Source organism: Streptomyces sp. TP-A0874, from assembly GCF_001748085.1.
Classification (GTDB): Bacteria; Actinomycetota; Actinomycetes; order Streptomycetales; family Streptomycetaceae; genus Streptomyces.
On the sequence record NZ_BBZK01000010.1, the window covers coordinates 148,908 to 172,424 of the forward strand.

Sequence of the window (23,517 nt, forward strand, 5' to 3'; positions counted from 1 at the left end):
CACGAAGGAGAGACCCGATGAGTGAATCCGCACGCTCCTCGCACGACGACCCCCCTCTCCCGCCGGACGAGTCCGGACTCAGTGAGCTGCCACCCGTTCACGAAGCGTATTCGTTCGCCTGCATGCGGTGCGGACACGGCTGGGAAGAGGAGTACGAGATCGAGCACGGCCGGGACGACGCGGGCCATCCGACCGTGGTCTACAAGGCGCGCGGCATCCGGGTGCCCTCGCCGCTGAGCCAGCCGCACTGCAGCAAGTGCGGGGGGAATGTCGTACGGATCATGCGGCCGGGACGGGTCGACTCCGCGCGTCCGGACCTGCACACCGGGTTGTCCTACGACGTGCCGCCGGCCGCCCGCCGACAGACCCGGGAGCGGGCGCCGGCCGCCGCGAAGCACCCGGTCGGGACCGGCGGCAGGCAGCGGGCCGGTGCGGAGGGCGGCCCCGGGAAAGCCGAGGGCGGTGCCCGCCGGGCGGCCGTCCGAGCGCGCCACCGCCGGCGGACCCACCACTGGCACCTGTCGGACCTGCTGCGCCTCTTCCGCCGCAGGCGCTGACCCCGCCCGCCGGCGGAGCCTCCGCCCCGCCGACCGCAGGAGGGGCCGCCGTAGGATCCCGTCCATGGCGACGACGACCTCATCCCAGGGCCCGGGCGGCGACCGCAGGAGCGCTTCCGCCCCCAAGGAGGCCCCTCCGCTTCCCGAGCCGCTGCGCGTGCCGGTCGCCGACTCCCACACCCACCTCGACATGCAGTCCGGCACGGTCGAGGAGGCGCTGGAGAAGGCGGCCGCGGTCGGGGTGACGACCCTCATCCAGGTGGGCTGCGACGTCGCCGGCTCCCGCTGGGCCGCCCAGACCGCCGCCACCCACCAGAACGTGTGGGCAGCCGTCGCCCTGCACCCCAACGAAGCCCCCCGGATCGTCCACGGCGACCCCGACGGCTGGTCCCGGCAGTCGGCCAGGGCGCCCGGCGGCGAGGCCGCCCTGGAGGCCGCCCTCGCCGAGATCGACGCGCTCGCTGCGCTGCCGGGGGTCCGCGCGGTCGGCGAGACCGGGATGGACACCTTCCGCACCGGGCCCGAGGGCCTGGCCGCACAGGAGCGCTCCTTCCGACGCCATATCGACATCGCCAAGCGGCACGACCTGGCGCTGGTCATCCACGACCGGGAGGCGCACCAGGACGTGCTGCGCGTCCTGGAGGAGGAGGGCGCGCCCAGCACGGTCGTCTTCCACTGCTTCTCCGGCGACGCCGAGATGGCCAGGACCTGCGCCGACCGGGGCTACCACATGTCGTTCGCCGGCAACGTCACCTTCAAGAACGCCCAGCCGCTGCGGGACGCGCTCGCCATCGCACCGCTCGACCTGCTGCTCGTGGAGACGGACGCGCCCTTCCTCACGCCGGTGCCGTACCGCGGCCGACCCAACGCCCCCTACCTGATCCCGGTCACGCTCCGGGCCATGGCCGAGGTCAAGAAGGTCGCCGAGGACGAACTGGCGAGCGCCGTGGCGGCCAACACCGCCCGCGCCTTCGGCTACGGACCCGGCTGACCGGCGGCCCGGTCACCGGGTCCGGGCCGGGCGCTCCAGGGCCGCCGACCGCTCCGGGCGCGGGGCCTCCCAGCCGGTCGAGCCGAACGCCGCGCGCCAGGTCGTAAGCTTCCCCCGTGAGCACCATGCCCGTCACCGATCCCGTACCCGACGGGTCCGGCCCGCTACTGGGCCCCGCCGAGGTCCGCGAGCTGGCCGCCGCGCTGGGCGTGCGGCCCACCAAGCAGCGCGGCCAGAACTTCGTCATCGACGCCAACACCGTGCGCCGGATCGTCCGCACCGCCGAGGTGCGCCCCGACGACACGGTCGTCGAGATCGGCCCGGGGCTCGGGTCGCTGACCCTCGCCCTGCTCGAGGTGGCCGACCGGGTCGTCGCCGTCGAGATCGACGACGTGCTCGCCGCTGCCCTGCCGACCACGGTCGGTGCCCGCCTGCCGGAGCGCGCCGACCGGTTCACGGTGGTGCACTCCGACGCGATGCGGATCAGCGGGCTGCCCGGACCGGCGCCGACCGCCCTGGTGGCGAACCTCCCGTACAACGTGGCCGTGCCGGTACTGCTGCACATGCTGGCGGGGTTCCCCAGCATCGAGCGGACGCTGGTGATGGTGCAGGCCGAGGTCGCCGACCGGCTGGCCGCGGCACCCGGCTCGAAGGTCTACGGGGTGCCGTCGGTGAAGGCCGCCTGGTACGCGGAGGTCAAACGGGCGGGGGCCATCGGCCGCAACGTCTTCTGGCCCGCCCCGAACGTCGACTCCGGCCTGGTCTCGCTGGTTCGGCGACGGGAACCGGTCGCGACGCGGGCCCGCCGGGAGGATGTCTTCGCGGTGGTCGACGCGGCCTTCGCGCAGCGCCGCAAGACGCTCCGGGCGGCGCTGGCCGGCTGGGCCGGCTCGGCAGCCGCGGCCGAGGCCGCGCTGCGGGCCGCGGGTGTCTCGCCGAGCGCCCGGGGGGAGTCCCTGACCGTCGAGGAGTTCGCGGCGATCGCGGAGGCCGCCGGGCCCGGAACGGCGGGCCGGCCGCCGGCGGCGGCGAGCACGCCCGCGCCGCAGGACGGCGCACGCCAACCGGGCCGGGGCGCAGCCGCCGGCCCGCGGAAGGAGTCCCCGTGACCAGCGACACCAGCACCGGCGTCGACGCGGTGCCCGCCCCGGCGACCGCCACCGCGGTGACCGTGCGGGTACCGGCCAAGGTCAACGTCCAGCTCGCCGTCGGAGGGCTGCGGGCGGACGGCTTCCACGACCTGGCCAACGTCTTCCTCGCGGTGAGCCTCCACGACGAGGTCACGGCCGCCCCGGCCGAAGAACTGCGGATCACCGCCTCCGGACCGGACGCCCCCCTGCTGCCGACGGACCGCGCCAACCTGGCCGCCCGGGCGGCCGAACTCCTCGCCGACCGGTACGGCATCGAGCCCCGCGTCCACCTGCACATCGCCAAGGACATCCCGGTCGCCGGCGGGATGGCCGGCGGCAGCGCCGACGCGGCCGCCGCCCTCGTCGCCTGCGACGCGCTCTGGGGGACCGGCGCCAGCCGGGCGGAACTCCTCGAACTCTGCGCGGTGCTCGGCAGCGACGTGCCCTTCAGCCTGGTCGGCGGCGCGGCTCTGGGGCGCGGCCGGGGAGAGCTGCTCACCCCGCTGGAGACCGCCGGCACCTTCCACTGGGTCTTCGCGGTCGCCGACGGCGGCCTGTCCACCCCGGCCGTCTACCGGGAGTGCGACCGGCTGCGGCTCGCCTCCGGCCGGGGCGCCACCGTCGCCGAGCTCCCCGACCCCGAGCCGTCCCCCGGACTGCTGGAGGCGCTGCGCACCGGCGAGGTGCGGGCGCTGGCCGCCGCGCTGACCGAGGGCGGCTCCAGCAACGACCTCCAGGCGGCCGCGCTCTCCCTCCGCCCCTCGCTCAGCCGCACGCTGGCCGCCGGCGAGGAGGCCGGGGCGCTGGCGGCGGTCGTCTCCGGCTCCGGGCCCACCACGGCCTTCCTCGTCGAGGACGGGCCGGGCGCGGAGGCCGTCGCCGGCGCGTTGCGGGACTCCGGCCTCTGCCGCAGCGCCCGGACGGCGCTCGGACCGGTGGCCGGCGCCCGGGTGGTGCCGCTCGGCGGAGGGGCGCCCGGCGCCGGAGCGGCGGCCGGCCTGCCGTAGCGGCGGGGGCGGACCTGTGGGCCGCCGCCCGCGGCGCACCGGCCGGCCCCGGGCGGCGACTACCCTGGAAGGTCGATCGACAGCGCCCGCCGCGGCGCGGAAGCAGGAGCGCAGGTGGCCATCAATCTCGCCAATCTGGAAGCCGTCAGCAAGGTGTACGGGACGCGTGCGCTGCTCGACGGTGTCTCCCTCGGGGTCAGTGAGGGAGATCGGATCGGCGTCGTTGGCCGCAACGGCGACGGCAAGACCACCCTGATCCGCCTGCTCGCCCGGGTCGAGGAGCCCGACAGCGGCCGGGCCACCCACGCCGGCGGCCTCCGCCTCGGGGTCCTCACCCAGCACGACTCGCTCGACCCGGCCGCCACCGTGCGGCACGAGGTCATCGGTGATCTCGCGGACCACGAGTGGGCCGGAGACGCCCGGATCCGCGACATCCTCACCGGTCTCTTCGGCGGTCTCGGCCTGCCCGGCTTCCCGCAGGGCCTCGACACGGTCATCGGCCCGCTGTCCGGCGGTGAGCGCCGGCGGATCGCGCTCGCCAAGCTCCTCATCGCCGAACAGGACCTGATCGTTCTCGACGAGCCGACGAACCACCTCGACGTCGAGGGCATCACCTGGCTCGCCGGCCACCTCCGCGCCCGTCGCTCGGCGCTGGTCGTCGTCACACACGACCGCTGGTTCCTCGACCAGGTGGCCACCCGGATGTGGGACGTGCAGCGGGGAGCGGTCCACGAGTACGAGGGCGGCTACTCCGACTACGTTTTCGCGAGGGCCGAGCGAGAGCGCATCGCCGCCGCGGAGGAGAGTAAGCGGCAGAACCTGATGCGCAAGGAGCTGGCCTGGCTGCGCCGGGGCGCCCCGGCGCGGACCAGTAAGCCGCGCTTCCGGATCGAGGCGGCCAACGAGCTCATCGCGGACGTCCCGCCGCCCCGGGACAGCGCGGAGCTGATGAAGTTCGCCAACTCCCGCCTGGGGAAGACGGTCTTCGACCTGGAGGACGTCACGATCCAGGTGGGGGCGCGGAAGCTGGTCGAGCACCTCACCTGGCAGCTCGGCCCCGGAGACCGGATCGGCCTGGTCGGCGTCAACGGCTCGGGCAAGACCTCGCTGCTGCGGGCGATGTCGCAGGCCGCCGACAGCGGTGGCGAGCGGCAGCCGGCCGCCGGCCGGGTCACCGTCGGCAGGACGGTCCGGCTCGGCTACCTCTCCCAGGAGGTGGCCGAACTCGCCGCCGACTGGCGCGTCCTGGAGGCCGTGGAGCGGGTGCGGCAGCGCGTCGACCTCGGCAAGGGCCGGGAGATGACCGCCTCGCAGCTGTGTGAACGGTTCGGCTTCGGCAAGGAGAAGCAGTGGACCCCGGTCGGCGACCTGTCCGGTGGTGAGCGGCGTCGGCTGCAGCTGCTGCGGCTGCTGATGGACGAGCCGAACGTGCTCTTCCTCGACGAGCCGACCAACGACCTGGACATCGAGACCCTGGCTCAGCTGGAGGACCTGCTCGACGGCTGGCCGGGCTCGCTCGTCGTCATCAGCCACGACCGCTACTTCGTGGAGCGGACCACCGACCGGGTCTACGCCCTGCTCGGTGACGCCCGGCTGCGGATGCTGCCGCGCGGTATCGACGAGTACCTGGAACGCCGCGCGGCCATGGCGGAGGACGCGGCCCCGGCGGCTCCGAAGCCCGCTGCCGAGCCCCGGCAGCGTCCGGCCGGCGTCCCAGGCTCCAAGGACGCGCGCGCCGCCAAGAAGGAACTCCAGCGCATCGAACGCCGGTTGGACCGGATCTCCGAGGGGGAGTCCCGGTTGCACGCGGAGATCGCGGCCAACGCCACCGACTTCGAACGGGTGGCGAAGTGGGACGCCGAGCTGCGCGAGTTGGCCGCCGAACGGGATGAGCTCGAAACTCGCTGGCTGGAACTGGCGGAAACCGGCTGAGCCCTGACTCTCCGGCGCCTCACCGCGGTCACGCCGCCCGCCGCCGGACCGGGATGCCCGGGGGCGGATTCCGCCCGGTGGACCTGCTTGCAGGGACCCGCGGTTCTCCTCGGTCGGCAACGGCCGCGTCACGGAGCGGTCTCAGGTGCTCGATAGCCCTGCGGCTGCCCGCTGACTGTCATACGACCGAGTGATACAAAGAACTCCCGCGCGACTTGCCGTTGACCAGCGGGAATCGGCTCCGATCCACTCCAACCCGGAGGTCGCCGGCTTTCGGGAGAGCGGGGGAGGCAGGTCGGACCACGTACCCGCGTTGATGAGGAACACTGATGTCTCAGCCGCCCCAGCCGCCCAACCAGCCGCCGCAGGGCGGCCATGGAGGGCAGCAGGAACCGTCGTACGGATACCCCCCTCAGCAGCCGCCGGCGCAGACGCCGCCGGCCGGCCCGCACTACGAGCCGACCCAGGTCGCGATGGAGCCGGTCGACTCCGGGGAGCAGCCGAAGCCGCCGGAGGGGGGCGTGCACGCCGAGCCGACCCAGGTCGCGATGGCCGCCCCGGGCGGGCCCACGCCGCCGCCGGGGCCGCCGCCGGGTCAGCCCGCGCAGCCCAATCAGCCCGCGCAGCCCAGTCAGCCCGCGCAGCCCAGTCAGCCCGCGCCGCCGGGGCAGCCGCCTCAGGCGCCGTCGTACGGCTACCCGGGCACTCCGCCCGGGGGGCAGCCGGGTGGGGCGCCCGCCTACGGCTACCCGGGTACCCCGCCGGGGCAGCCGCCTCAGGCGCCGTCGTACGGCTACCCGGGCACTCCGCCCGGGGGGCAGCCGGGTCAGGCGCCCTCCTACGGCTACCCCGGCCCCAACCAGCCCCCGCCCGGTGGCCCGTACGGCCACCAGCCGCCCGGGGGGTACCCGCCGCAGGGGCCGTACCCGGGTATGCCGCCGGCCGGCGGTGGGAAGCAGTCCACCAACAAGATGCTGGCGATAGTCGGCGCCGTCGTGGCGCTGCTGCTGGTCATCGGCGGTGGCGTCTACTTCGTGACGCAGCACGTCGGTGACGACGGCGGTAAGAACGACGCCCGCAACTCCGACGGGAACGAGGCGAAGGGCGGTGGCGGCGGCAGCGAGGAGGAGCCGGGCACCGATCCCACCGGCAAGCCGGCGAACACCCGGGGCAAGCTGCTCTTCGAGCTGGAGCGGCCGAAGCTGGACGACGTGACCCGGGTCTCGGGCCTGTGGGTGACCGACAAGGTCTTCGCCACCGGCTCGCTCAACTCCGTCGTGGGCTACGACAAGAGCAGCGGCGAGAAGAAGTGGACCGTGCCGCTCGACGGCGAGCTGTGCTGGTCCTCCAAGCACGCCACGGCCGACCACAAGACCGCCGTGCTGTTCAACGACAAGTCGGATGACAAGCGTTGCACCCAGGTGGCGCTGATCGACCTCAACACCGGTAAGAAGGAGTGGCAGGTCGAGTCCAAGCAGGGGGACCGGGCGGTCGTCTTCGATGAGGTCACCGTCGGGGACGGCGTCGTGGCCGCCGGCGGACTGCGGGGCGGTGCCGCCTGGTCGGTCGCGGACGGCAAGTCGCTGTGGAGCCCGGACGAGACCTCCGACTGCTACGACACCGGCTACGGCGGTGGCGCGGCCCTGGTGGCGGTCCGCCGGTGCGGCTCACTCGGCAACAACGCCACGATGGAGGTCCAGAAGCTCGATCCGAAGTCGGGCAAGCCGAAGTTCACCTACCGGGTGCCGGACGGGATCGAGTACGTCTACGTGGCCTCCACCGATCCGCTGGTGATCGGGTTCGACGCCGGCAGCACCTATGACGTGACGGACTTCGTCGCCCTCGACGACAAGGGCAAGGAGCGCAGCCGCATCTCCACGGAGGGCGGGAAGTTCGAGCCCGACTGCGGGGCGACCGATGTCGAGAACTGCAAGATGCTGGCCGTCGGCAACGACAAGCTCTACCTGCCGACCAAGTCCCACCCCGGAGACGGCGAGTACGCGGACGCCAACGAGATCGTCGCCTTCGACCTGGGCACCGGGAAGCAGAAGGGGCAGGCGCTCTCCGGCGACCACGGCACCATGACGCCGGTGACGATGGAGGGGGACACCCTCATCGCCTACCAGGAGGGTGACTACGACACCGGTGGCCGGGTCCTGGGCATCGACCCCAAGACCTACAAGACGACGGTGTACCTGGAGAACCCGGACACCACCGTGAGCGTGGAGCGCAGCTTCCGCCCGGAGCTGAACGTCGAACTCCACTATCAGGGCGGGCGGTTGTACATGGCCCAGAACCTGATGTCGGAGGACGACTCCGGTATCTACAAGTACCTGGGGCTGGTGTTCGGGGCCGAGTGACCCGCCGCAGCCGGCGGACGGTCCTGAGGGGCCCGGGGGGAGTGGACGACTCCGCCCGGGCCCCGGGCGGTTCCGCGCCCGGGGCCCGGCCGCACGCCGGCGCACGACTCGGAGTTCTTCGCGCCAACCGGCGTGCGGAGGCCGGCTGGGCGTGTAGCTTCGGGGCTAAGGGCCGGGCCTGGTGGGAAACGGGGGACTCATGGGCGTGCGGCTGGTGGTGGTCGACGACCACCGGCTACTGGCTGAGGCGCTCGCCTCGGCGCTGCGGCTGCGGGGCCACCGGGTGCTCGCCGCGACGGCGCCGAGCGCCGGGGCCGCGGAGCTGGTGGTGCGCCGGACGCCGGAGGTGTGCCTGCTGGGGACCGGAGACCCGACCCGGCCGGGCGCGTTCGAGTCGATCGAGCGGATAAAGCGGGAACGTCCGCAGGTCGCCGTGGTGGTCGTGGGGCCGGTGCCGAGTCCGCACGGGATAGCGGCCGCCTTCGCCGCCGGAGCCTCCGGCTACGTGCGGCAGGACGAGCGGATCGACGGTGTGGAGCGGGCGGTGCTCAGGGCCAGGGCCGGGGAGACGGCGATCGCCCCGCAGTTGCTGCGGCGCGCCTTCACCGAACTGCTCAACCCGGAGGAGCCGAGCGACGAGGCCACCCGCATCCTCCGGTCGCTGACCCGCCGTGAGGCCGAGGTGCTGTTGCGGATCACCGAGGGCGAGAACACCCGGCTGATCGCGGCGGGGATGGGGGTGGCGCAGAGCACGGCGCGCACCCATGTGCAGCGGGTGCTCACCAAACTCGGCGTGGGGACGCGACTGGAGGCGGCCGCGCTGGCGGCCCGGGCCGGGATCGTGGAGCGCTGGGAACGGCCGGCCGTCCGGAGGCCGACCCGGCCTTGACCCCCGATGTTTGATCATGCTTAATTGCGTTTGATTCTGTTTGGGGTGGGTTGGTGTGAAGAAGACGGTGACCCGGCTCGCGGACGGCCGTGAGCTCCTCTACTACGACTCCCGCACCGACACCGTGCGGGACGCCGTGGACCGCCGCCCGTTGGATGCCGCCCGCACGGTCTCCGAGATCCGTCGTGATCCGCTGCTGGGGGACCATGTGGCCGTCGCCTCCCACCGCCAGGGGCGGACGTACCACCCGCCGGCCGACGCCTGCCCGCTCTGCCCCTCCCGGGAGGGCCGGCTCAGCGAGATCCCGGCGGACGACTACGAGGTCGTGGTCTTCGAGAACCGCTTCCCCTCGCTCGCCGGCGACACCGGGCGCTGCGAGGTGGTCTGCTTCACCGCCGACCACGAGGCGTCCTTCGCCGATCTCAGCGAGGAGCAGGCCGCGCTCGTCCTGGCGGCCTGGACCGACCGCACCGCGGAGCTCGCCCGGCTCCCGGCCGTGCGGCAGGTCTACTGCTTCGAGAACCGCGGCGCCGAGATCGGCGTGACCCTCGGCCACCCGCACGGCCAGATCTACGGCTACCCGTTCGTCACACCGCGCACCGAGGCGATGCTGCGCTCGCTCGCCGAGCACGCCGCCCGCACCGGTGGCAGGAACCTCTTCGACGAGGTCCTGGCCGAGGAGCGGTCCAAGGCCGACCGAGTCGTGCTGGAGGGCGAGCACTGGACGGCCTTCGTGCCGCGCGCCGCCCGCTGGCCCTACGAGGTGCACCTCTACCCCCACCGGCGGGTCCCCGACCTGCCGGCCCTGGGGGCGGAGGCGCGCGAGGAGTTCCCCCGGGTCTACCTGGAGCTGCTGAGGCGTTTCGACCGGATCTTCGACGCCGCCGGGTCGGCCACGCCGTATGTCTCCGGCTGGCACCAGGCGCCGTTCGGCGACTGGGCGGAGGGCGGCCCGGCGCGCGGTGACTTCGCCCTCCACCTCGAACTGTTCACCGTCCGGCGTACGGCGGGAAAACTGAAGTTCCTGGCGGGTTCGGAATCCGGTATGAGCGTGTGGATCAACGACGTACCGCCGGAGACGGCGGCCGAGCGACTGCGGGAGGTGGCGAGCCGGTGACCCGAGGGGCCACGGCAGAGCCGAAGAAGTACCTGGTCACCGGTGGGGCCGGGTACGTGGGCGGGGTGGTGGCCCAACATCTGCTGGAGGCCGGCCACCGGGTGGTGGTGCTCGACGACCTGTCCACCGGCCACCTCGCCGGGGTCCCGGCCGGGGCCGAGTTCGTGGAGGGACGGGTGCAGGAGGCCGCCCGGCTGTTGGACGGAACCTTCGCGGGCGTGCTCCACTTCGCGGCCTCCTCCCAGGTCGGAGAGTCGGTCGAGGAACCGGGAAAGTACTGGCGGAACAACGCCGGCGGCACCCTGGACCTGCTGGAGGCGATGCGGGGAGCGGGCGTGCCGAGACTGGTGTTCTCCTCCACCGCCGCCACCTACGGCGAGCCGCGGAACGTGCCGATCAGCGAGACCGCCCCGACCGCCCCCACCAGTCCGTACGGAGCCTCCAAGCTCGCCGTCGACCACATGATCGGCGGAGTGTGCGCCGCCCACGGGCTGGCCGCGGTCTCACTGCGCTATTTCAACGTCGCCGGTGCCTACCGCCCGGTAGGCGGCCCGGACGGCCCGCTGCTGGGGGAGCGGCACGACCCCGAGTCGCACCTCATCCCCCTCGTCCTCCAGGTGGCCCTCGGTCGGCGGGAGGCCGTCTCGGTCTTCGGCGACGACTACCCCACGCCGGACGGCACCTGCGTCCGGGACTACATCCACGTCGCGGATCTGGCCGAGGCCCATCTGCTGGCCCTGGAAGCGACCAGTCCCGGCGAACACCTGGTGTGCAACCTCGGCAACGGCAGCGGCTTCTCGGTCCGCGAGGTGATCCGGACCGCCCGCGCGGTGACCGGTCACCCGATCCCGGAGAGGGCCGCTCCGCGCCGGGCGGGCGATCCGGCCGTGCTGGTCGCCTCCGCGGAGTTGGCCCGCCGGCGGCTGGGATGGCGGCCGAGCCGTACCGAACTGGCCGGTATCGTCGCCGACGCCTGGGAGTTCGCCCGGCGGCAGGACGGCTGGAAGGGACCCGAGCGGTGACGGCCGAGCGGGTGTCCGCAGCCTTCCGGGAACTGTACGGGACCGCCCCCGAGGGGGTGTGGGCGGCACCCGGCCGGGTGAACCTGATCGGGGAGCACACCGACTACAACGACGGCTTCGTGTTGCCGCTCGCCCTGCCGCAAACCGCTCGGGCGGCCGTCGCCCGGCGCGCCGACGGCCTGCTGCGGCTGCACTCCTCGGACGTGCCCGGCGGGCCGGTGGAGCTGAGCCTCGACCGGCTCGGGGGGCGGCCCGACCGGGGCTGGGCCGGCTACCCGGCCGGTGTCGTCTGGGCGCTGCGGGAAGCCGGCCATCCGGTCACCGGGGCTGATGTGCACATCGAGTCGACCGTGCCGACCGGGGCCGGGCTGTCCTCCTCGGCGGCGTTGGAGATCGCCACCGCCCTGGCCCTGAGCGACCTCTTCGGGCTCGGGCTGTCCCGGCTGGAGTTGGCCCGGCTGGGCCAGCGGGCCGAGAACACCTTCGTCGGGGTGCCCTGCGGGATCATGGACCAGACCGCCTCGGCCTGCTGCACCCGGGGCCACGTGCTGCACCTCGACACCCGGGAGCTGACCAGCCGCCAGGTGCCCTTCGACCTCGCCGCCGCCGGGATGCGGCTGCTGGTGATCGACACCCGGGTCCGGCACGCGCTCGCGGACGGGGCGTACGCGGCCCGGCGGGCGAGCTGCGAGGAGGGGGCGCGCGCCCTGGGCGTGCCCGCCCTCCGCGATGTCGACTCCGCTGAGCTGCGGTCCGCGCTGGGACGGCTGGCGGACGGGACGGTGCGGCGCCGGGTACGCCATGTGGTCACCGAGAACCAGCGTGTGGCGGAGACCGTCGCCCGTCTGGAGGCGGGTGCGATCCGGGCCATCGGCCCGCTGCTGAACGAGGGGCACGCCTCCTGCCGGGACGACTTCGAGGTGTCCTGTCCGGAGTTGGACCTGGCGGTGGGTGCGGCCGGCCGGGCCGGGGCGCTCGGCGCGCGGATGACCGGTGCCGGCTTCGGCGGCTCGGCCGTCGCGCTGGTCGAGGAGGAAGACGCCGGGCGGGTGGCCGAGGCGGTTGCCGAGGCGTTCGCGACGGCCGGCCACCGCGAGCCGCGGGTCTTCTCGGCGGTCCCCTCGGCGGGGGCGCGGCGGCTGCTGTGAGAGCCGTGAACCGCCGTCCTCTTTCGCCGAACCCCGTGCCCGCCGTCGCGGCGTCCCCTTAGGCTGTGGGTTTCCTCGGAAGGGACGCGCGCGGCCGGCGGTTGAGGCGGGCGGTGGAGCGGACCGTTTCCGGGGCCGAGTTCCGCGGCAGGGCATCGGGTGGGGACCTGGTGCCGGTCCGGGCAGGGTCCGCCCGTTGCGGCGGCCTCCGGCGTGGGTGATCGCAAGGCAGGTCGGAAGTCCTGGTTGGGGAGCCATCGGGGCTTTCGTCAGGGCGGCGAGCATCCGCGACGGGAGTCGCGAGGGGGCGGGCCCCGCCGGACGCGGCACAAGCCCGGCCGTGGCTGTGAAGTCGTCGGGGAGGGACCGGGCGAGCGGGGCGGACCGGGCAGGTCCGGGGGGCGCTGGAGCTTTCCCCGGGGCGCCCGGCCGTCGGCAGCCCGGCGAGTGGGGGCGCTGTGAGACGTATCCGGGTGCTGGTGGTCGACGACCACCGGGTCTTCGCCGAGTCGCTGGCGGCGGCGATGGGTACCGAGCCGGACGTGGAGGTGGTGGCGACCACCGGCAGCGCCTCGGCGGCGCTGCGCTGCCTGGACCGCGCGCAGGTCGAGGGGCGCGGAGTCGACGTGGTGCTGGTCGACGCGGATCTCGGAGTCCGCGCACCCGGCGGGCCGGGTGCGCGGATGACCTGGCCCGACGGCGCCGCGGACGGCGTCTCGCTCGTGGCCCAGGCCCTGGGAGGCCACCCCGGGGTGCGGCTGGTGATCCTCGCCGACCGGGACGACCCGCAGCGGGCCGCCGCCGCACTGCAGGCCGGGGCCCGGGGGTGGGTCGCCAAGGACTCCTCGCTCTCCCGGCTGCTGGCGGTGGTCCGCGGCGTGCTGCGAGACGAGACCCATCTGCCGCCGGCGCTGCTGACCGGGGTGCTGGGAGAGCTCTCGACGGCCCGCAGGAGCCGGACCGAGAGCGAGCGGCTGGTCGAGTCGCTGACCCCCCGGGAGCTGGAGGTGCTGCGCTGTCTGGTGGCCGGGCTGGGGCGGAAGAGCGTCGCCGAGCGCCTCTTCCTCTCCCCGCACACCGTCCGCACACACACCCAGAACGTCCTGGGGAAGCTGGGCGTCCACTCGACCCTGGCGGCGGTGGCGGTGGCCCGCAGGGCCGGGGTCGAGCCGGCTGACTGAGCCCGTGGCCGGGTCCCTCCCAGGAAGCGCGCGCGGCGCCCGGAGCGGGGCTGCGTCCCCGCGGGTCTCCCCGGTGGGCCGGCTCAGTTGGGTGTGTTGTCGAACGGGGCGGTGAGCCGGCGCAGCAGGCCCGCCAGCTCCCGGTGCTGGGGTGCCGTGAGTTCGGCGAGGATGGCGCGCTCCTGTTCCAGCAGTTCGGCGAGGGCCCGGTCGGCGCGCTCCCGTCCGCTGTCGGTGAGCCGTACCAGCACCCCGCGTCGGTCGTTCGGATCCGGCAACCGTTCGACGAGGTCCTTCTTGGTGAGCCGGTCGATGCGGTTGGTCATGGTGCCGGAGGTGACCAGGGTCTGGGTGAGCAGCTGACCCGGGGAGAGCTGGTAGGGCGGCCCGGCCCTACGCAGAGCGGTCAGTACGTCGAACTCCCAGGTCTCCAACCCGTGCTCGGAGAAGGCCAGCCGCCGCGCCCGGTCGAGGTGGCGGGCGAGCCGACTGACTCGGCTCAGCACTTCCAGCGGCTCGACATCGAGGTCCGGGCGTTCCCGGCGCCACGCTGCGACCAGTCGATCGACCTCGTCCTGCATGGAACCAGTGTAATAGGTCTGTCGACGTGAAGTCTCTTGACATCAAGATGCATTCCGGGGGACGGTGTCGGCACAGCGATTCCGCTTCTGGTGCACACCTGCCGCGCACCACCGTCCAAAGGGGTTCCACGTGCAGACGCCGATCTGGGATCCGCAGCAGTACCTCCGCCACTCCCGCCATCGGACCCGGCCCTTCCACGACCTCCTCGCCCGGGTGCCCCGGCTGCCCTCCGAGGACCGGGCGCCGCGCATCGCCGACCTCGGCTGCGGGCCGGGCAACGTCACCGTGCTGCTCGCCGACCGCTGGCCGACGGCCCGGATCACCGGATTCGACAACTCCGCGGAGATGCTGGAGCAGGCCGCCGAGTACGCGGGCGCCACCCCCGGGGGCGGCAGCATCGACTTCCGCTCTGCCGACCTCGCTGACTGGACCCCGCAGGAGCGTTACGACCTGATCGTCACCAGCGCCACCCTCCAGTGGGTGCCCGGGCACACCGCCTTCTTCCCCGCCTGGATCGACGCCCTGACGCCCGGCGGCACCTTCGCCCTGCAGGTGCCGAGCAACTTCTCCGCACCGACCCATGTGCTGCTCGGTGAACTCTGGGACTCCCCCCGGTGGCGGGAACGGCTCCCGGACCGGCGGCGCCAGGTGGACGTCCCTGACTCGGCGGAGTACCTGGACCGACTCGCCGACCTGGGCTGTGAGACCGACGTCTGGGAGACCACCTACCTGCAGCTCCTCCAGGGAGAGGAACCCGTCTTCGACTGGGTCAAGGGCACCGCCCTGCGGCCGGTGCTGACGGCGCTCGCCGACGACGAGAAGGCCCGGGAGGAGTTCCTGGCCGAGTACCGCGAGCGTCTACGCAAGGCGTATCCGGCCGGCCAGCACGGCACGGTCCTCCCCTTCCGGCGGATCTTCGCGGTCGGGCGGAGGTCGGCATGAGCCTGCGAGCGGTCGACCACGTGCTCCTCGCCGCTCCGCCCGGCTGCGAGGAGGAGTTGCGGGCGTACTACGGAGGGGTGCTCGGCATGACGGAGATCCCGAAACCGCCGGTGCTCGCCGCCAGGGGCGGGTGCTGGTTCCAGGCGGGGGACGTCCAGTTGCACCTGGGGGTGGAGCACGGGTTCCGTCCGCCGAGGAAGGCGCACCCGGGGCTGCTGGTCACCGGTATCGAGGCCTTCGCCGCCCGACTGGAGGCGGCCGGGGCCCTGGTGGTCTGGGACGGCGATATGCCCGGTCACCGCCGCTTCTACTCGGAGGACCCGGTGGGCAACCGGCTGGAGTTCCTCGAGCCCACCGGCTGAGGACCCCGGCGACCCAGGCGTCCCCGCTCGCCGAGGGGCCCCGGCGGCGGAGCCGCCTCGGGGGAGCGGTGACGAAAGCCGCCCCGGCCCCGGACTGCGCATGGTCCGGGGCCGGGGCTCCCCGCCCGGTGACGTCACGGCCGGAGTCAGTTCTTGCGGTGACCGATCAGCCGCGGCTTCTGCTCCAGCCCGTCCAGGCCGTGCCAGGCGAGGTTCACCAGATGGGCGACGACCTCGGGCTTCTTGGGCTTCCGGGCGTCCAACCACCACTGCCCGGTCAGCGCGACCATTCCGACCAGCGCCTGTGCGTAGAGCGGGGCGAGCTTCGGATCGAAGCCGCGGGACTTGAACTCCAGGCCGAGGATGTCCTCGACCTGGGTCGCGATGTCGTTGATCAGGGAGGCGAAGGAGCCCGTGGACTGGGCGACGGGGGAGTCCCGGACCAGGATCCGGAAACCGTCGGTGCAGTGGTCGATGTAGTCGAGCAGGGCGAACGCCGCCTGCTCGCACAACTCCCGTGGATGGCCGGCGGTCAGCGCCCCGGTCACCATGTCCAGCAGAGTGCGCATCTCCCGGTCGACCACGACCGCGTACAGCCCCTCCTTGCCGCCGAAGTGCTCGTACACCACCGGCTTGGAGACCCCGGCCTTGGCCGCTATCTCCTCCACCGAGGTGCCCTCGAAGCCCTTCTCCGCGAAGAGCGTGCGGCCGATGGTCAGCAGCTGCTCGCGCCGTTCCTTCCCGGTCATCCGGACCCGGCGGCTCCGTCTGCCTCCCGGGGTCGCCGTCTTCTTGCTCTTCTCGCCGTCGTTCTTTCCGTCGCTCGCCACGCGGTCAATCATGCCGCCTTCGCGGGAGCCGGTTCACTCCCCTCCGACCTGCGGCGGGAGGCGATCCGGGCGGCGCTGGGCCAGCGCACGTCGTGGGCCCAACCGAGCAGTTCGAACCAGCGGATGATCCGGGCGCTGGAGTCGATCTGTCCGCGCATCACCCCGTGCCGGGCCGAGGTCGGGTCCGCGTGGTGCAGGTTGTGCCAGGACTCGCCGCAGGAGAGCACCGCCAGCCACCAGACGTTGCCGGAGCGGTCCCGGGACTTGAAGGGCCGCTTGCCGACGGCGTGGCAGATCGAGTTGATCGACCAGGTCACGTGGTGCAGCAGGGCCACCCGGACCAGTGAGCCCCAGAAGAAGGCGGAGAGCGCCCCCTGCCAGGACCAGGTCACCAGTCCGCCGACCAGGGGCGGGAGGAGCAGGGAGAGCGTCGTCCAGACCAGGAAGGTGCGGGAGACCAGCCGGAGCGCCGGGTCCTTGATCAGGTCGGGGGCGTACTTCTGCTGCGGAGTCTGCTCTTCGTCGAACATCCATGCGATATGGGCCCACCACAGGCCCTTCAGCAGCGCCGGGACCGTCTCGCCGAACCGCCAGGGGGAGTGCGGGTCGCCCTCGGCGTCGGAGAACTTGTGGTGCTTGCGGTGGTCGGCCACCCAGCGCACCAGCGGGCCCTCGACGGCCATCGACCCCGCGATGGCCAGGGCGATCCGCAGCGGTCGCCTGGCCTTGAAGGAGCCGTGGGTGAAGTGGCGGTGGAAGCCGATCGTGATGCCGTGGCACCCCAGGAAGTACATGAAGACCATCAGGCCCAGATCCAGCCAGCTCACCCCCCACCCCCAGGCCAGCGGGATCGCCGCGACCAGCGCGACGAACGGCACTGTGATGAACAGCAGGAGGGCGATCTGCTCGATGGACCTCTTGTTGTCGCCGCCGAGGGTGGCGGAGGGCGGTGGTGCTTCGGAAGGCCGGGTCGGGCCCTCGAGTACATCGGGGCTTGGGGTCATAGAAGGTCCCTCATTGTGCTGGGGTTCATGGTCCGTGGAGCCGCTCTGGTTGGTTACGCCTCCGTAACCTACGGCATCGTAAGTATGGGCAGGGCGCGGTGCACGGTCAACAGGGCTGTGGACAACGGGTGCTTTCCGCCGGCGGTGGGCTGTTCAGGTGCCTGCCCGGTGGCGTCCGGAGTGTCGTCCCCCCCGCGGTCGACCGGACCACGGCCGGCCGCACCCGCCCGGCCGTGCCGCCGACCGGAACCGACGGGGCGTCAGGGAAGTCGCCCCTTATCCTGGTGACCGCCGGACAGCGCGGTCCGCACCCGCCCGAATGTGCTATCCACGCAAGGAGCCGCACCTGTGAGCAGTGCCGACACCCCACTGACCTCCGGCACGGGCGAACGCCCGGACCCGGCTGTCGACTCCGGGGCAGCACCCTACGAGCCCAGCGACAACGCCCCGCTCCGCGCCGACATCCGGCGCCTGGGCGACCTGCTGGGCCAGACCCTCGTCCGGCAGGAGGGCCCGGCCCTCCTGGATCTCGTGGAACGGGTCCGCGCACTCACCCGTACGGACGGGGAGGCCGCGGCCGAACTCCTCCGCGAGACCGACCTGCCGACCGCGGCCAAGCTGGTCCGGGCCTTCTCCACCTACTTCCACCTCGCCAACGTCACCGAGCAGGTGCACCGCGGCATGGACCTGCGGGCCCGCCGCGCCGCCGAGGGCGGGCTGCTGGCCCGTACGGCCGACCGGCTGAAGGAGACCGATCCCCAGCACCTGCGCGAGATGGTCCGCCACCTCAACGTGCGGCCGGTGTTCACCGCCCACCCCACCGAGGCGGCCCGCCGCAGCGTGCTGAACAAGCTCCGCCGGATCGCGGCGCTGCTGGACTCCCCGGCCGCCGCCGGCGACCGGCGCCGGACCGACCTGCGACTCGCCGAGAACATCGACCTCATCTGGCAGACGGACGAACTCCGCGTCGTCCGGCCCGAACCGGCCGACGAGGCCCGCAACGCCATCTACTACCTCGACGAACTCCACGCCGGCGCCGTCGGCGACGTCCTGGAGGACCTCGCCGCGGAGCTGGACCGCGTCGGCGCACCACTGCCGGCCGACACCCGCCCGCTCACCTTCGGCACCTGGATCGGCGGTGACCGCGACGGCAACCCCAACGTGACCCCCGAGGCCACCCGGGAGGTGTTGATCCTCCAGCACGAGCACGGCATCACCGACGCCCTGGAGCTCATCGACCAGTTGCGCGGCCTGCTCTCAAACTCCATCCGCTACACCGGCGCCACCGACGAACTGCTCGACTCGCTCGGCACCGACATCGAGCGGCTCCCCGAGATCAGCCCGCGCTACAAGCGGCTCAACGCCGAGGAGCCCTACCGGCTCAAGGCGACCTGCATCCGGCAGAAGCTGCTGCACACCCGGGAGCGGCTGGCCAAGGGCACCCCGCACCAGCCCGGCCGCGACTACCTGGGCACCGGCGAACTGCTCCGGGACCTCACGCTCATCCAGGAGTCCCTCCGCGTCCACCGCGGCGGCCTGTTCTCCGACGGCCACCTCGAACGCACCATCCGCACCCTCGCCGCCTTCGGTCTGCAACTGGCCACCATGGACGTGCGGGAGCACGCCGACGCCCACCACCACGCCCTGGGGCAGCTCTTCGACCGCCTGGGCGAGGAGTCCTGGCGGTACGTCGACATGCCCCGGGAGTACCGCTGCAAGCTGCTGGCCAAGGAGCTCCGCTCCCGCCGGCCGCTCGCCCCCACCCCGGCCCCGCTCGACGCCGCCGGACAGAAGACGCTGGGCGTCTTCCGGACCATCGGCGACGCCCTGGAGCGGTTCGGCCCCGAGGTCGTCGAGTCGTACATCATCTCGATGTGCCAGGGCGCCGACGACGTCTTCGCCGCCGCGGTCCTCGCCCGCGAGGCCGGCCTCCTCGACCTGCACGCCGGCTGGGCCAAGATCGGCATCGTGCCGCTGCTGGAGACCACCGAGGAGCTCCGGGAGGCCGACCGCATCCTCGACGAGATGTTGGCCGACCCGTCCTACCGGCGGCTGGTCGCGCTGCGCGGAGACGTCCAGGAGGTCATGCTCGGCTACTCCGACTCCTCGAAGTTCGGCGGGATCACCACCTCGCAGTGGGAGATCCACCGCGCCCAGCGCCGCCTGCGCGACGTCGCCCACCGGTACGGGGTGCGGCTGCGGCTGTTCCACGGCCGCGGCGGCACCGTCGGCCGCGGCGGCGGTCCCACCCACGACGCGATCCTCGCCCAGCCCTGGGGCACCCTGGAAGGCGAGATCAAGGTCACCGAGCAGGGCGAGGTGATCTCCGACAAGTACCTGGTGCCGTCCCTGGCGAGGGAGAACCTCGAACTGACGGTGGCCGCCACCCTCCAGGCCTCCGCCCTGCACACCGCCCCGCGCCAGTCCGACGAGGCGCTGGCCCGCTGGGACGCCACCATGGACACCATCTCCGAGGCCGCCCACACCGCCTACCGGCAGCTGGTCGAGGACCCTGACCTGCCCGCCTATTTTTTCGCCTCCACCCCGGTCGACCAGCTCGCCGAACTCCACCTCGGCTCCCGCCCCTCCCGCCGCCCCGACACCGGCGCCGGGCTCGACGGGCTGCGGGCCATCCCCTGGGTGTTCGGCTGGACCCAGTCCCGGCAGATCGTCCCCGGCTGGTACGGCGTCGGCTCGGGGTTGCGGGCCGCCCGTGAGGCCGGACTCGACACCGCCCTGGAGGAGATGACCGGTCGCTGGCACTTCTTCCGCAACTTCCTCTCCAACGTCGAGATGACGCTGGCCAAGACCGACCTGCGGATCGCCCGCCACTACGTCGACACCCTGGTGCCGGCCGAGCTGCGGCACATCTTCGAACTCATCGAGGCCGAGCACGCCCGCACCGTTGAGGAGGTGCTCCGCATCACCGGCGGCCGGCGGCTGCTCGACTCCAACCCGCTGCTCCAGCAGACCCTGCAGATCCGGGACGCCTACCTCGACCCCATCTCCTACCTCCAGGTCGCCCTACTCGACCGGCAGCGGAAGGCGGCGGCCGCCGGTGAGGAGCCGGACCCGCTGCTCGCCAGGGCACTGCTGCTCACCGTCAACGGTGTGGCGGCCGGGCTGCGCAACACCGGCTGAGCCGGCACGGTCCGGGGCGCCGCCGAACACCGGCGGGTGCCTCGGACCGGGCTTCCGGCCGGAGAGGGACGTGAACGGCCTCAGAGCGCGACGAACGCCGCGGCCAGCAGCACACCGCCGGACAGGCCGACCGTCCAGGCGGTACGCGGCATACGCAGCCCTCCGGCCACCACCAGCGCCGCCAGCAGCAGGGAGCCGGCCAGCGGGATCCAGGCGTAGAGCACCCCGGCGAAACCGGTCCGGACGACCTCGTCGGTGCCCGGCTTCACCGCCACCGGCAGGCTCTCACCCTCCGGCCGGGCGACGGCCTTGTCTATCGAGACCCGCAGCCGGTCCGATCCGGTCGCCTCGTCCGGCTCGAACGGTCCGGTGCACCGGTCGCTCGTGCAGCGCTGGACGGCCATCGTGCCCCGCTCCCGGCCCTCGGTCAGCATCACGTGCTGCGCGGTGTCCCAGGAGGCCCAGACCCCGCCGGCGAGCAGCAGCAGCGCCACACCCGCCATCAGCAGGTTCTTGCCGAGCAGGAGCAGGCCGAACCCGCTCTCCGCGGCACGTCTCGTGCGACTGCGCTTCCGCTTGTTCCTGCTTCCGGTCCCGGCCATGACCGGGATCCTTGGCCATCGGTTACCGATCGGTCAACCGACGGGACGCGCCTGACGCCCTATCGGGGCCGGCCACGGGCGGCCGCACGGCCACGGCGCCAGGCCCCGACCGCGGCCGGACCGGAGCGCCTGTCAGGAGTTGTACGTGCCCTGCGCCCGCTCCAGACCCTCCTCGACGAGGCTCTCCACGGCGTCCGCCGCCCGGTCCACCAGGTAGTCGAGTTCCTTGCGCTCCGCGGCCGAGAAGTCCTTCAACACGAACGCGGCGACGTCCATCCGGCCCGGCGGCCGGCCGATGCCGAACCGCACCCGGTAATACTCCGGGCCCAGCGACTTCGTCATCGACTTCAGACCGTTGTGCCCGTTGTCGCCGCCACCGAGCTTGAGCCGCAGCTGCCCGTAACCGATGTCCAGCTCGTCGTGGACCGCCACGATGCGGTCGACCGGCAGCTTGTAGTAGTCGCGCAGCGCCGTCACCGGGCCGCCCGAGAGGTTCATGTAAGTCATCGGTTTGGCGAGGATCACCCGGCGGCCGGCCGGGCCGGGCGGGCCGATCCTGCCCTCGGCGACCTGTGCCCGGGCCTTGTGCGAGGTGAAGCGGGCGCTCATCCGGGCGGCCAGCAGGTCGGCCACCATGAAGCCGACGTTGTGCCGGTTCGCCGCGTACTGGGGGCCGGGGTTGCCGAGACCGGCGATGAGCCAGGGGGTGTCCGGATCGCTCAAGGTGCGCTCTTCTCCTCGGATCGGAAGGTGCCGGGTCGACGCGGGTTCGGGGGAGGCGTCCGTCGAGAAGGGCCGTCGGCCTTCGGTCCCGGACGCGTCCGCCCGCCGTCCCACTCCCCCGGGGAGCGGGACGGCGGGCGGAAGGCGGACTCGGGGGCGGTCAGCCCTCGGCGCCCTCGCCCTCGCCCTCCTCGGCCTCGACGGCCTCGGTCTGGGCGGCGATGACCTGGAGCAGCACGCTCTCCTCGTCCTGGGCCAGCGAGGTGCCCGCGGGCAGCTTGACGTCCTTGGCCTGGACCGAGTCACCGGCGGACAGGCCCTCGATGGAGACGGTGAAGGACTCGGGGATGTTGGTCGCCTCGGCCTCGACCGTCAGGGTGTCGAGCATGTGCTCCATGATGTTGCCGCCCGGAGCCAGCTCGCCCTCGGTGTAGAACGGCACCTCGACGACGACCTTCTCGCCCTTCTTCACACCGAGCAGGTCGACGTGGACCAGGAAGCCGCGGATGGCCTCGCGCTGGACGGCCTTGGGGATCACCAGCTGGCTCTTGCCCTCGATGTCGAGGTCGATGAGGGCGTTGGAGCTCTTGAGCGCCATCATCAGGTCGTAGCTGGGCAGGGTCACGTGGACCGGGTCGCCGCCGTGGCCGTAGATGACGGCCGGCACCCGCTCCTCGCGGCGGACGCGGCGGGCGGCACCCTTGCCGAACTCCTGGCGGAGCTGAGCGGAAATCTTGTAATCGGCCATGGCTGCACTCCTCGTTTCAGCGCATCCTGCGGGATCGCTGTTGGGGATCCGACGGGCGTCACCCGGCCCACGACGGACCTACTACGAAGAGCGCGTCGATAACGGACCGCCGCACCGAAGAGTGCGGCCTCCCTCGCCGAGCAACTCCAGAAGTCTACCCGGCGGGGGAGGCGGCCACGAAATCGCCCGCGATGGGCGCTACGTCACTCCCGGCGGCGGCCTCTGAGCGTGGTCGCCCCGGACGCCACCGCGGTGCGGACGGTCAGGCGTCCTCCTCGAACAGGCTGGTGACCGAGCCGTCCTGGAAGACCTCGCGCACCGCCCGGGCGATCGTCGGGGCCATCGACAGCACCGTCAGCTTGTCCAGCTCCAGCTCGCCCGGGGTGGGCAGGGTGTTGGTCAGGATGAACTCGCTCACCTTCGAGTTCTTCAACCGGTCCGGGGCGGGCCCGGAGAGCACACCGTGCGTGGCCGCCACGATCACGTCCTCGGCGCCGTTGCCGTACAGCGCGTCGGCCGCGGCGCAGATCGTGCCACCCGTGTCGATCATGTCGTCGACCAGGACGCAGACCCGGCCCCGCACATCGCCGACCACCTCGTGGACCGTGACCTGGTTCGCCACGTCCTTGTCCCGCCGCTTGTGGACGATGGCCAGCGGCGCGCCGAGCCGGTCGCACCAGCGGTCGGCCACCCGGACCCGGCCGGCGTCCGGGGAGACCACCGTGAGCTTCTCCCGGTCCACCTTGGCGCCGACGTAGTCGGCCAGCACGGGCAGGGCGAAGAGGTGGTCCACCGGGCCGTCGAAGTAGCCCTGGATCTGGTCGGTGTGCAGGTCCACGGTGAGGATCCGGTCGGCTCCGGCGGCCGTCAGCAGATCCGCGATCAGGCGCGCCGAGATGGGCTCCCGACCACGGTGCTTCTTGTCCTGGCGGGCGTAGCCGTAGAACGGCACGATCACGGTGATGCTGCGCGCCGAGGCGCGCTTCAGCGCATCGATCATGATCAGCTGTTCCATGATCCACTTGTTGATGGGGGCCGTGTGGCTCTGGATCAGGAAGCAGTCGGCGCCGCGGGCCGACTCCTGGTAGCGGACGTAGATCTCACCGTTGGCGAAGTCGAAGGACTTGGTGGGGACCAGGTCGACACCGAGCTGGTCGGCGACCTCCTCGGCCAGATCGGGGTGGGCGCGGCCGGAGAAGAGCATCAACTTCTTCTCGCCGGTCGTCTTGATCCCGGTCACAACAACTGT

Annotated in this window: 21 protein-coding genes; 14 read left to right on the forward strand and 7 right to left on the reverse strand. The window is 72.8% G+C overall.

All coding sequences use genetic code 11. The features are described 5' to 3' along the window. The first annotated feature begins 17 nt into the window (after positions 1-17). The 11 genes from BGP73_RS17945 to BGP73_RS17995 all read left to right on the forward strand — a co-directional run bounded on the left by BGP73_RS17945 (position 18) and on the right by BGP73_RS17995 (position 13,334). Positions 18-557 carry a hypothetical protein gene (locus BGP73_RS17945; RefSeq protein WP_374701162.1) on the forward strand — a complete coding sequence of 180 codons (540 nt, stop codon included), beginning with the start codon at positions 18-20 and terminating at the stop codon, positions 555-557. A gap of 64 nt (positions 558-621) precedes the next feature. Next, the gene (locus tag BGP73_RS17950; protein WP_079127634.1) at positions 622-1,548 is read left to right on the forward strand and encodes a TatD family hydrolase; all 927 of its coding nucleotides are present in this window, start codon (positions 622-624) and stop codon (positions 1,546-1,548) included. A 125-nt stretch (positions 1,549-1,673) separates the two neighbouring features. Further along, positions 1,674-2,657, forward strand: coding sequence for a 16S rRNA (adenine(1518)-N(6)/adenine(1519)-N(6))-dimethyltransferase RsmA (gene rsmA / locus BGP73_RS17955; protein ID WP_079127654.1), 984 nt, complete (start codon positions 1,674-1,676; stop codon positions 2,655-2,657). Continuing rightward, complete coding sequence (locus tag BGP73_RS17960; RefSeq protein ID WP_244501252.1) at positions 2,654-3,685, forward strand: 4-(cytidine 5'-diphospho)-2-C-methyl-D-erythritol kinase; 1,032 nt, start codon at positions 2,654-2,656, stop codon at positions 3,683-3,685. The genes rsmA and BGP73_RS17960 overlap by 4 nt, the downstream gene beginning before the upstream one ends. A gap of 114 nt (positions 3,686-3,799) precedes the next feature. Further along, positions 3,800-5,617, forward strand: coding sequence for an ABC-F family ATP-binding cassette domain-containing protein (locus tag BGP73_RS17965; protein ID WP_069816134.1), 1,818 nt, complete (start codon positions 3,800-3,802; stop codon positions 5,615-5,617). Positions 5,618-5,946: 329 nt separating this feature from the next. Next, positions 5,947-7,977 (forward strand): outer membrane protein assembly factor BamB family protein, encoded by a 2,031-nt coding sequence (locus tag BGP73_RS17970; protein ID WP_107474074.1) that lies wholly within the window; start codon positions 5,947-5,949, stop codon positions 7,975-7,977. A 199-nt stretch (positions 7,978-8,176) separates the two neighbouring features. Further along, a complete protein-coding gene (locus BGP73_RS17975; protein ID WP_069816138.1) occupies positions 8,177-8,866 on the forward strand; it encodes a response regulator transcription factor in 690 nt (229 codons plus the stop codon). 55 nt (positions 8,867-8,921) lie between these two features. Next, a complete protein-coding gene (galT, locus tag BGP73_RS17980; RefSeq protein ID WP_069816140.1) occupies positions 8,922-9,983 on the forward strand; it encodes a galactose-1-phosphate uridylyltransferase in 1,062 nt (353 codons plus the stop codon). Next, complete coding sequence (gene galE, locus BGP73_RS17985) at positions 9,980-11,005, forward strand: UDP-glucose 4-epimerase GalE (protein ID WP_069816142.1); 1,026 nt, start codon at positions 9,980-9,982, stop codon at positions 11,003-11,005. The genes galT and galE overlap by 4 nt, the downstream gene beginning before the upstream one ends. Then, positions 11,002-12,153 (forward strand): galactokinase, encoded by a 1,152-nt coding sequence (gene galK, locus BGP73_RS17990; protein ID WP_244501253.1) that lies wholly within the window; start codon positions 11,002-11,004, stop codon positions 12,151-12,153. Before galE ends, galK begins: the two co-directional genes overlap by 4 nt. A gap of 458 nt (positions 12,154-12,611) precedes the next feature. Continuing rightward, positions 12,612-13,334 carry a response regulator transcription factor gene (locus BGP73_RS17995; RefSeq protein ID WP_069816144.1) on the forward strand — a complete coding sequence of 241 codons (723 nt, stop codon included), beginning with the start codon at positions 12,612-12,614 and terminating at the stop codon, positions 13,332-13,334. An 83-nt stretch (positions 13,335-13,417) separates the two neighbouring features. On the opposite strand, the gene BGP73_RS18000 is transcribed toward BGP73_RS17995, so the two are convergent. Beyond that, positions 13,418-13,915, reverse strand: coding sequence for a MarR family winged helix-turn-helix transcriptional regulator (locus BGP73_RS18000; RefSeq protein WP_069816146.1), 498 nt, complete (start codon positions 13,913-13,915; stop codon positions 13,418-13,420). 130 nt (positions 13,916-14,045) lie between these two features. Here BGP73_RS18000 and BGP73_RS18005 point away from each other — a divergent pair, with 130 nt between their 5' ends. After that, complete coding sequence (locus BGP73_RS18005; protein WP_069816148.1) at positions 14,046-14,858, forward strand: trans-aconitate 2-methyltransferase; 813 nt, start codon at positions 14,046-14,048, stop codon at positions 14,856-14,858. Beyond that, the gene (locus BGP73_RS18010) at positions 14,855-15,220 is read left to right on the forward strand and encodes a VOC family protein (RefSeq protein ID WP_069816150.1); all 366 of its coding nucleotides are present in this window, start codon (positions 14,855-14,857) and stop codon (positions 15,218-15,220) included. The genes BGP73_RS18005 and BGP73_RS18010 overlap by 4 nt, the downstream gene beginning before the upstream one ends. 146 nt (positions 15,221-15,366) lie before the next feature. Here BGP73_RS18010 and BGP73_RS18015 read toward each other — a convergent pair whose 3' ends face one another. Both BGP73_RS18015 and BGP73_RS18020 read right to left on the reverse strand, forming a co-directional pair. Next, entirely contained in the window at positions 15,367-16,059 is a 693-nt protein-coding gene (locus BGP73_RS18015; protein WP_069816330.1) for a TetR/AcrR family transcriptional regulator, read from the reverse strand. Next, entirely contained in the window at positions 16,059-17,054 is a 996-nt protein-coding gene (locus tag BGP73_RS18020) for an acyl-CoA desaturase (RefSeq protein ID WP_069816151.1), read from the reverse strand. Before BGP73_RS18020 ends, BGP73_RS18015 begins: the two co-directional genes overlap by 1 nt. Before the next feature lie 462 nt (positions 17,055-17,516). Between BGP73_RS18020 and ppc the strand changes: the two genes are divergently transcribed. After that, on the forward strand, positions 17,517-20,195 hold the full coding sequence (gene ppc, locus BGP73_RS18025) for a phosphoenolpyruvate carboxylase (RefSeq protein WP_069816332.1): 2,679 nt from the start codon (positions 17,517-17,519) through the stop codon (positions 20,193-20,195). 80 nt (positions 20,196-20,275) lie between these two features. On the opposite strand, the gene BGP73_RS18030 is transcribed toward ppc, so the two are convergent. The 4 genes from BGP73_RS18030 to BGP73_RS18045 all read right to left on the reverse strand — a co-directional run bounded on the left by BGP73_RS18030 (position 20,276) and on the right by BGP73_RS18045 (position 23,508). Beyond that, positions 20,276-20,797: a hypothetical protein gene (locus BGP73_RS18030; RefSeq protein ID WP_069816152.1), complete on the reverse strand. Its 522-nt coding sequence runs from the start codon at positions 20,795-20,797 to the stop codon at positions 20,276-20,278. Between the two features lie 132 nt (positions 20,798-20,929). Beyond that, complete coding sequence (gene pth, locus BGP73_RS18035) at positions 20,930-21,520, reverse strand: aminoacyl-tRNA hydrolase (protein ID WP_069816154.1); 591 nt, start codon at positions 21,518-21,520, stop codon at positions 20,930-20,932. Positions 21,521-21,680: 160 nt separating this feature from the next. Next, positions 21,681-22,268, reverse strand: coding sequence for a 50S ribosomal protein L25/general stress protein Ctc (locus tag BGP73_RS18040; protein WP_069816156.1), 588 nt, complete (start codon positions 22,266-22,268; stop codon positions 21,681-21,683). A gap of 262 nt (positions 22,269-22,530) precedes the next feature. Further along, positions 22,531-23,508, reverse strand: a complete 978-nt coding sequence (locus BGP73_RS18045; protein WP_069816158.1) for a ribose-phosphate diphosphokinase — start codon at positions 23,506-23,508, stop codon at positions 22,531-22,533. Positions 23,509-23,517: the final 9 nt, after the last annotated feature.

Bases quoted from the DNA above. Each gene is read 5' to 3' on its own strand.
- BGP73_RS18000 (WP_069816146.1), bottom strand. From the start codon at position 13,915: ATGCAGGACGAGGTCGATCGACTGGTCGCAGCGTGGCGCCGGGAACGC.
- BGP73_RS18040 (WP_069816156.1), bottom strand. From the start codon at position 22,268: ATGGCCGATTACAAGATTTCCGCTCAGCTCCGCCAGGAGTTCGGCAAG.
- BGP73_RS17970 (WP_107474074.1), top strand. From the start codon at position 5,947: ATGTCTCAGCCGCCCCAGCCGCCCAACCAGCCGCCGCAGGGCGGCCAT.
- BGP73_RS18010 (WP_069816150.1), top strand. From the start codon at position 14,855: ATGAGCCTGCGAGCGGTCGACCACGTGCTCCTCGCCGCTCCGCCCGGC.
- BGP73_RS17975 (WP_069816138.1), top strand. From the start codon at position 8,177: ATGGGCGTGCGGCTGGTGGTGGTCGACGACCACCGGCTACTGGCTGAG.
- BGP73_RS18030 (WP_069816152.1), bottom strand. From the start codon at position 20,797: ATGGCCGGGACCGGAAGCAGGAACAAGCGGAAGCGCAGTCGCACGAGA.
- BGP73_RS17950 (WP_079127634.1), top strand. From the start codon at position 622: ATGGCGACGACGACCTCATCCCAGGGCCCGGGCGGCGACCGCAGGAGC.
- BGP73_RS17945 (WP_374701162.1), top strand. From the start codon at position 18: ATGAGTGAATCCGCACGCTCCTCGCACGACGACCCCCCTCTCCCGCCG.
- BGP73_RS18020 (WP_069816151.1), bottom strand. From the start codon at position 17,054: ATGACCCCAAGCCCCGATGTACTCGAGGGCCCGACCCGGCCTTCCGAA.
- rsmA (WP_079127654.1), top strand. From the start codon at position 1,674: ATGCCCGTCACCGATCCCGTACCCGACGGGTCCGGCCCGCTACTGGGC.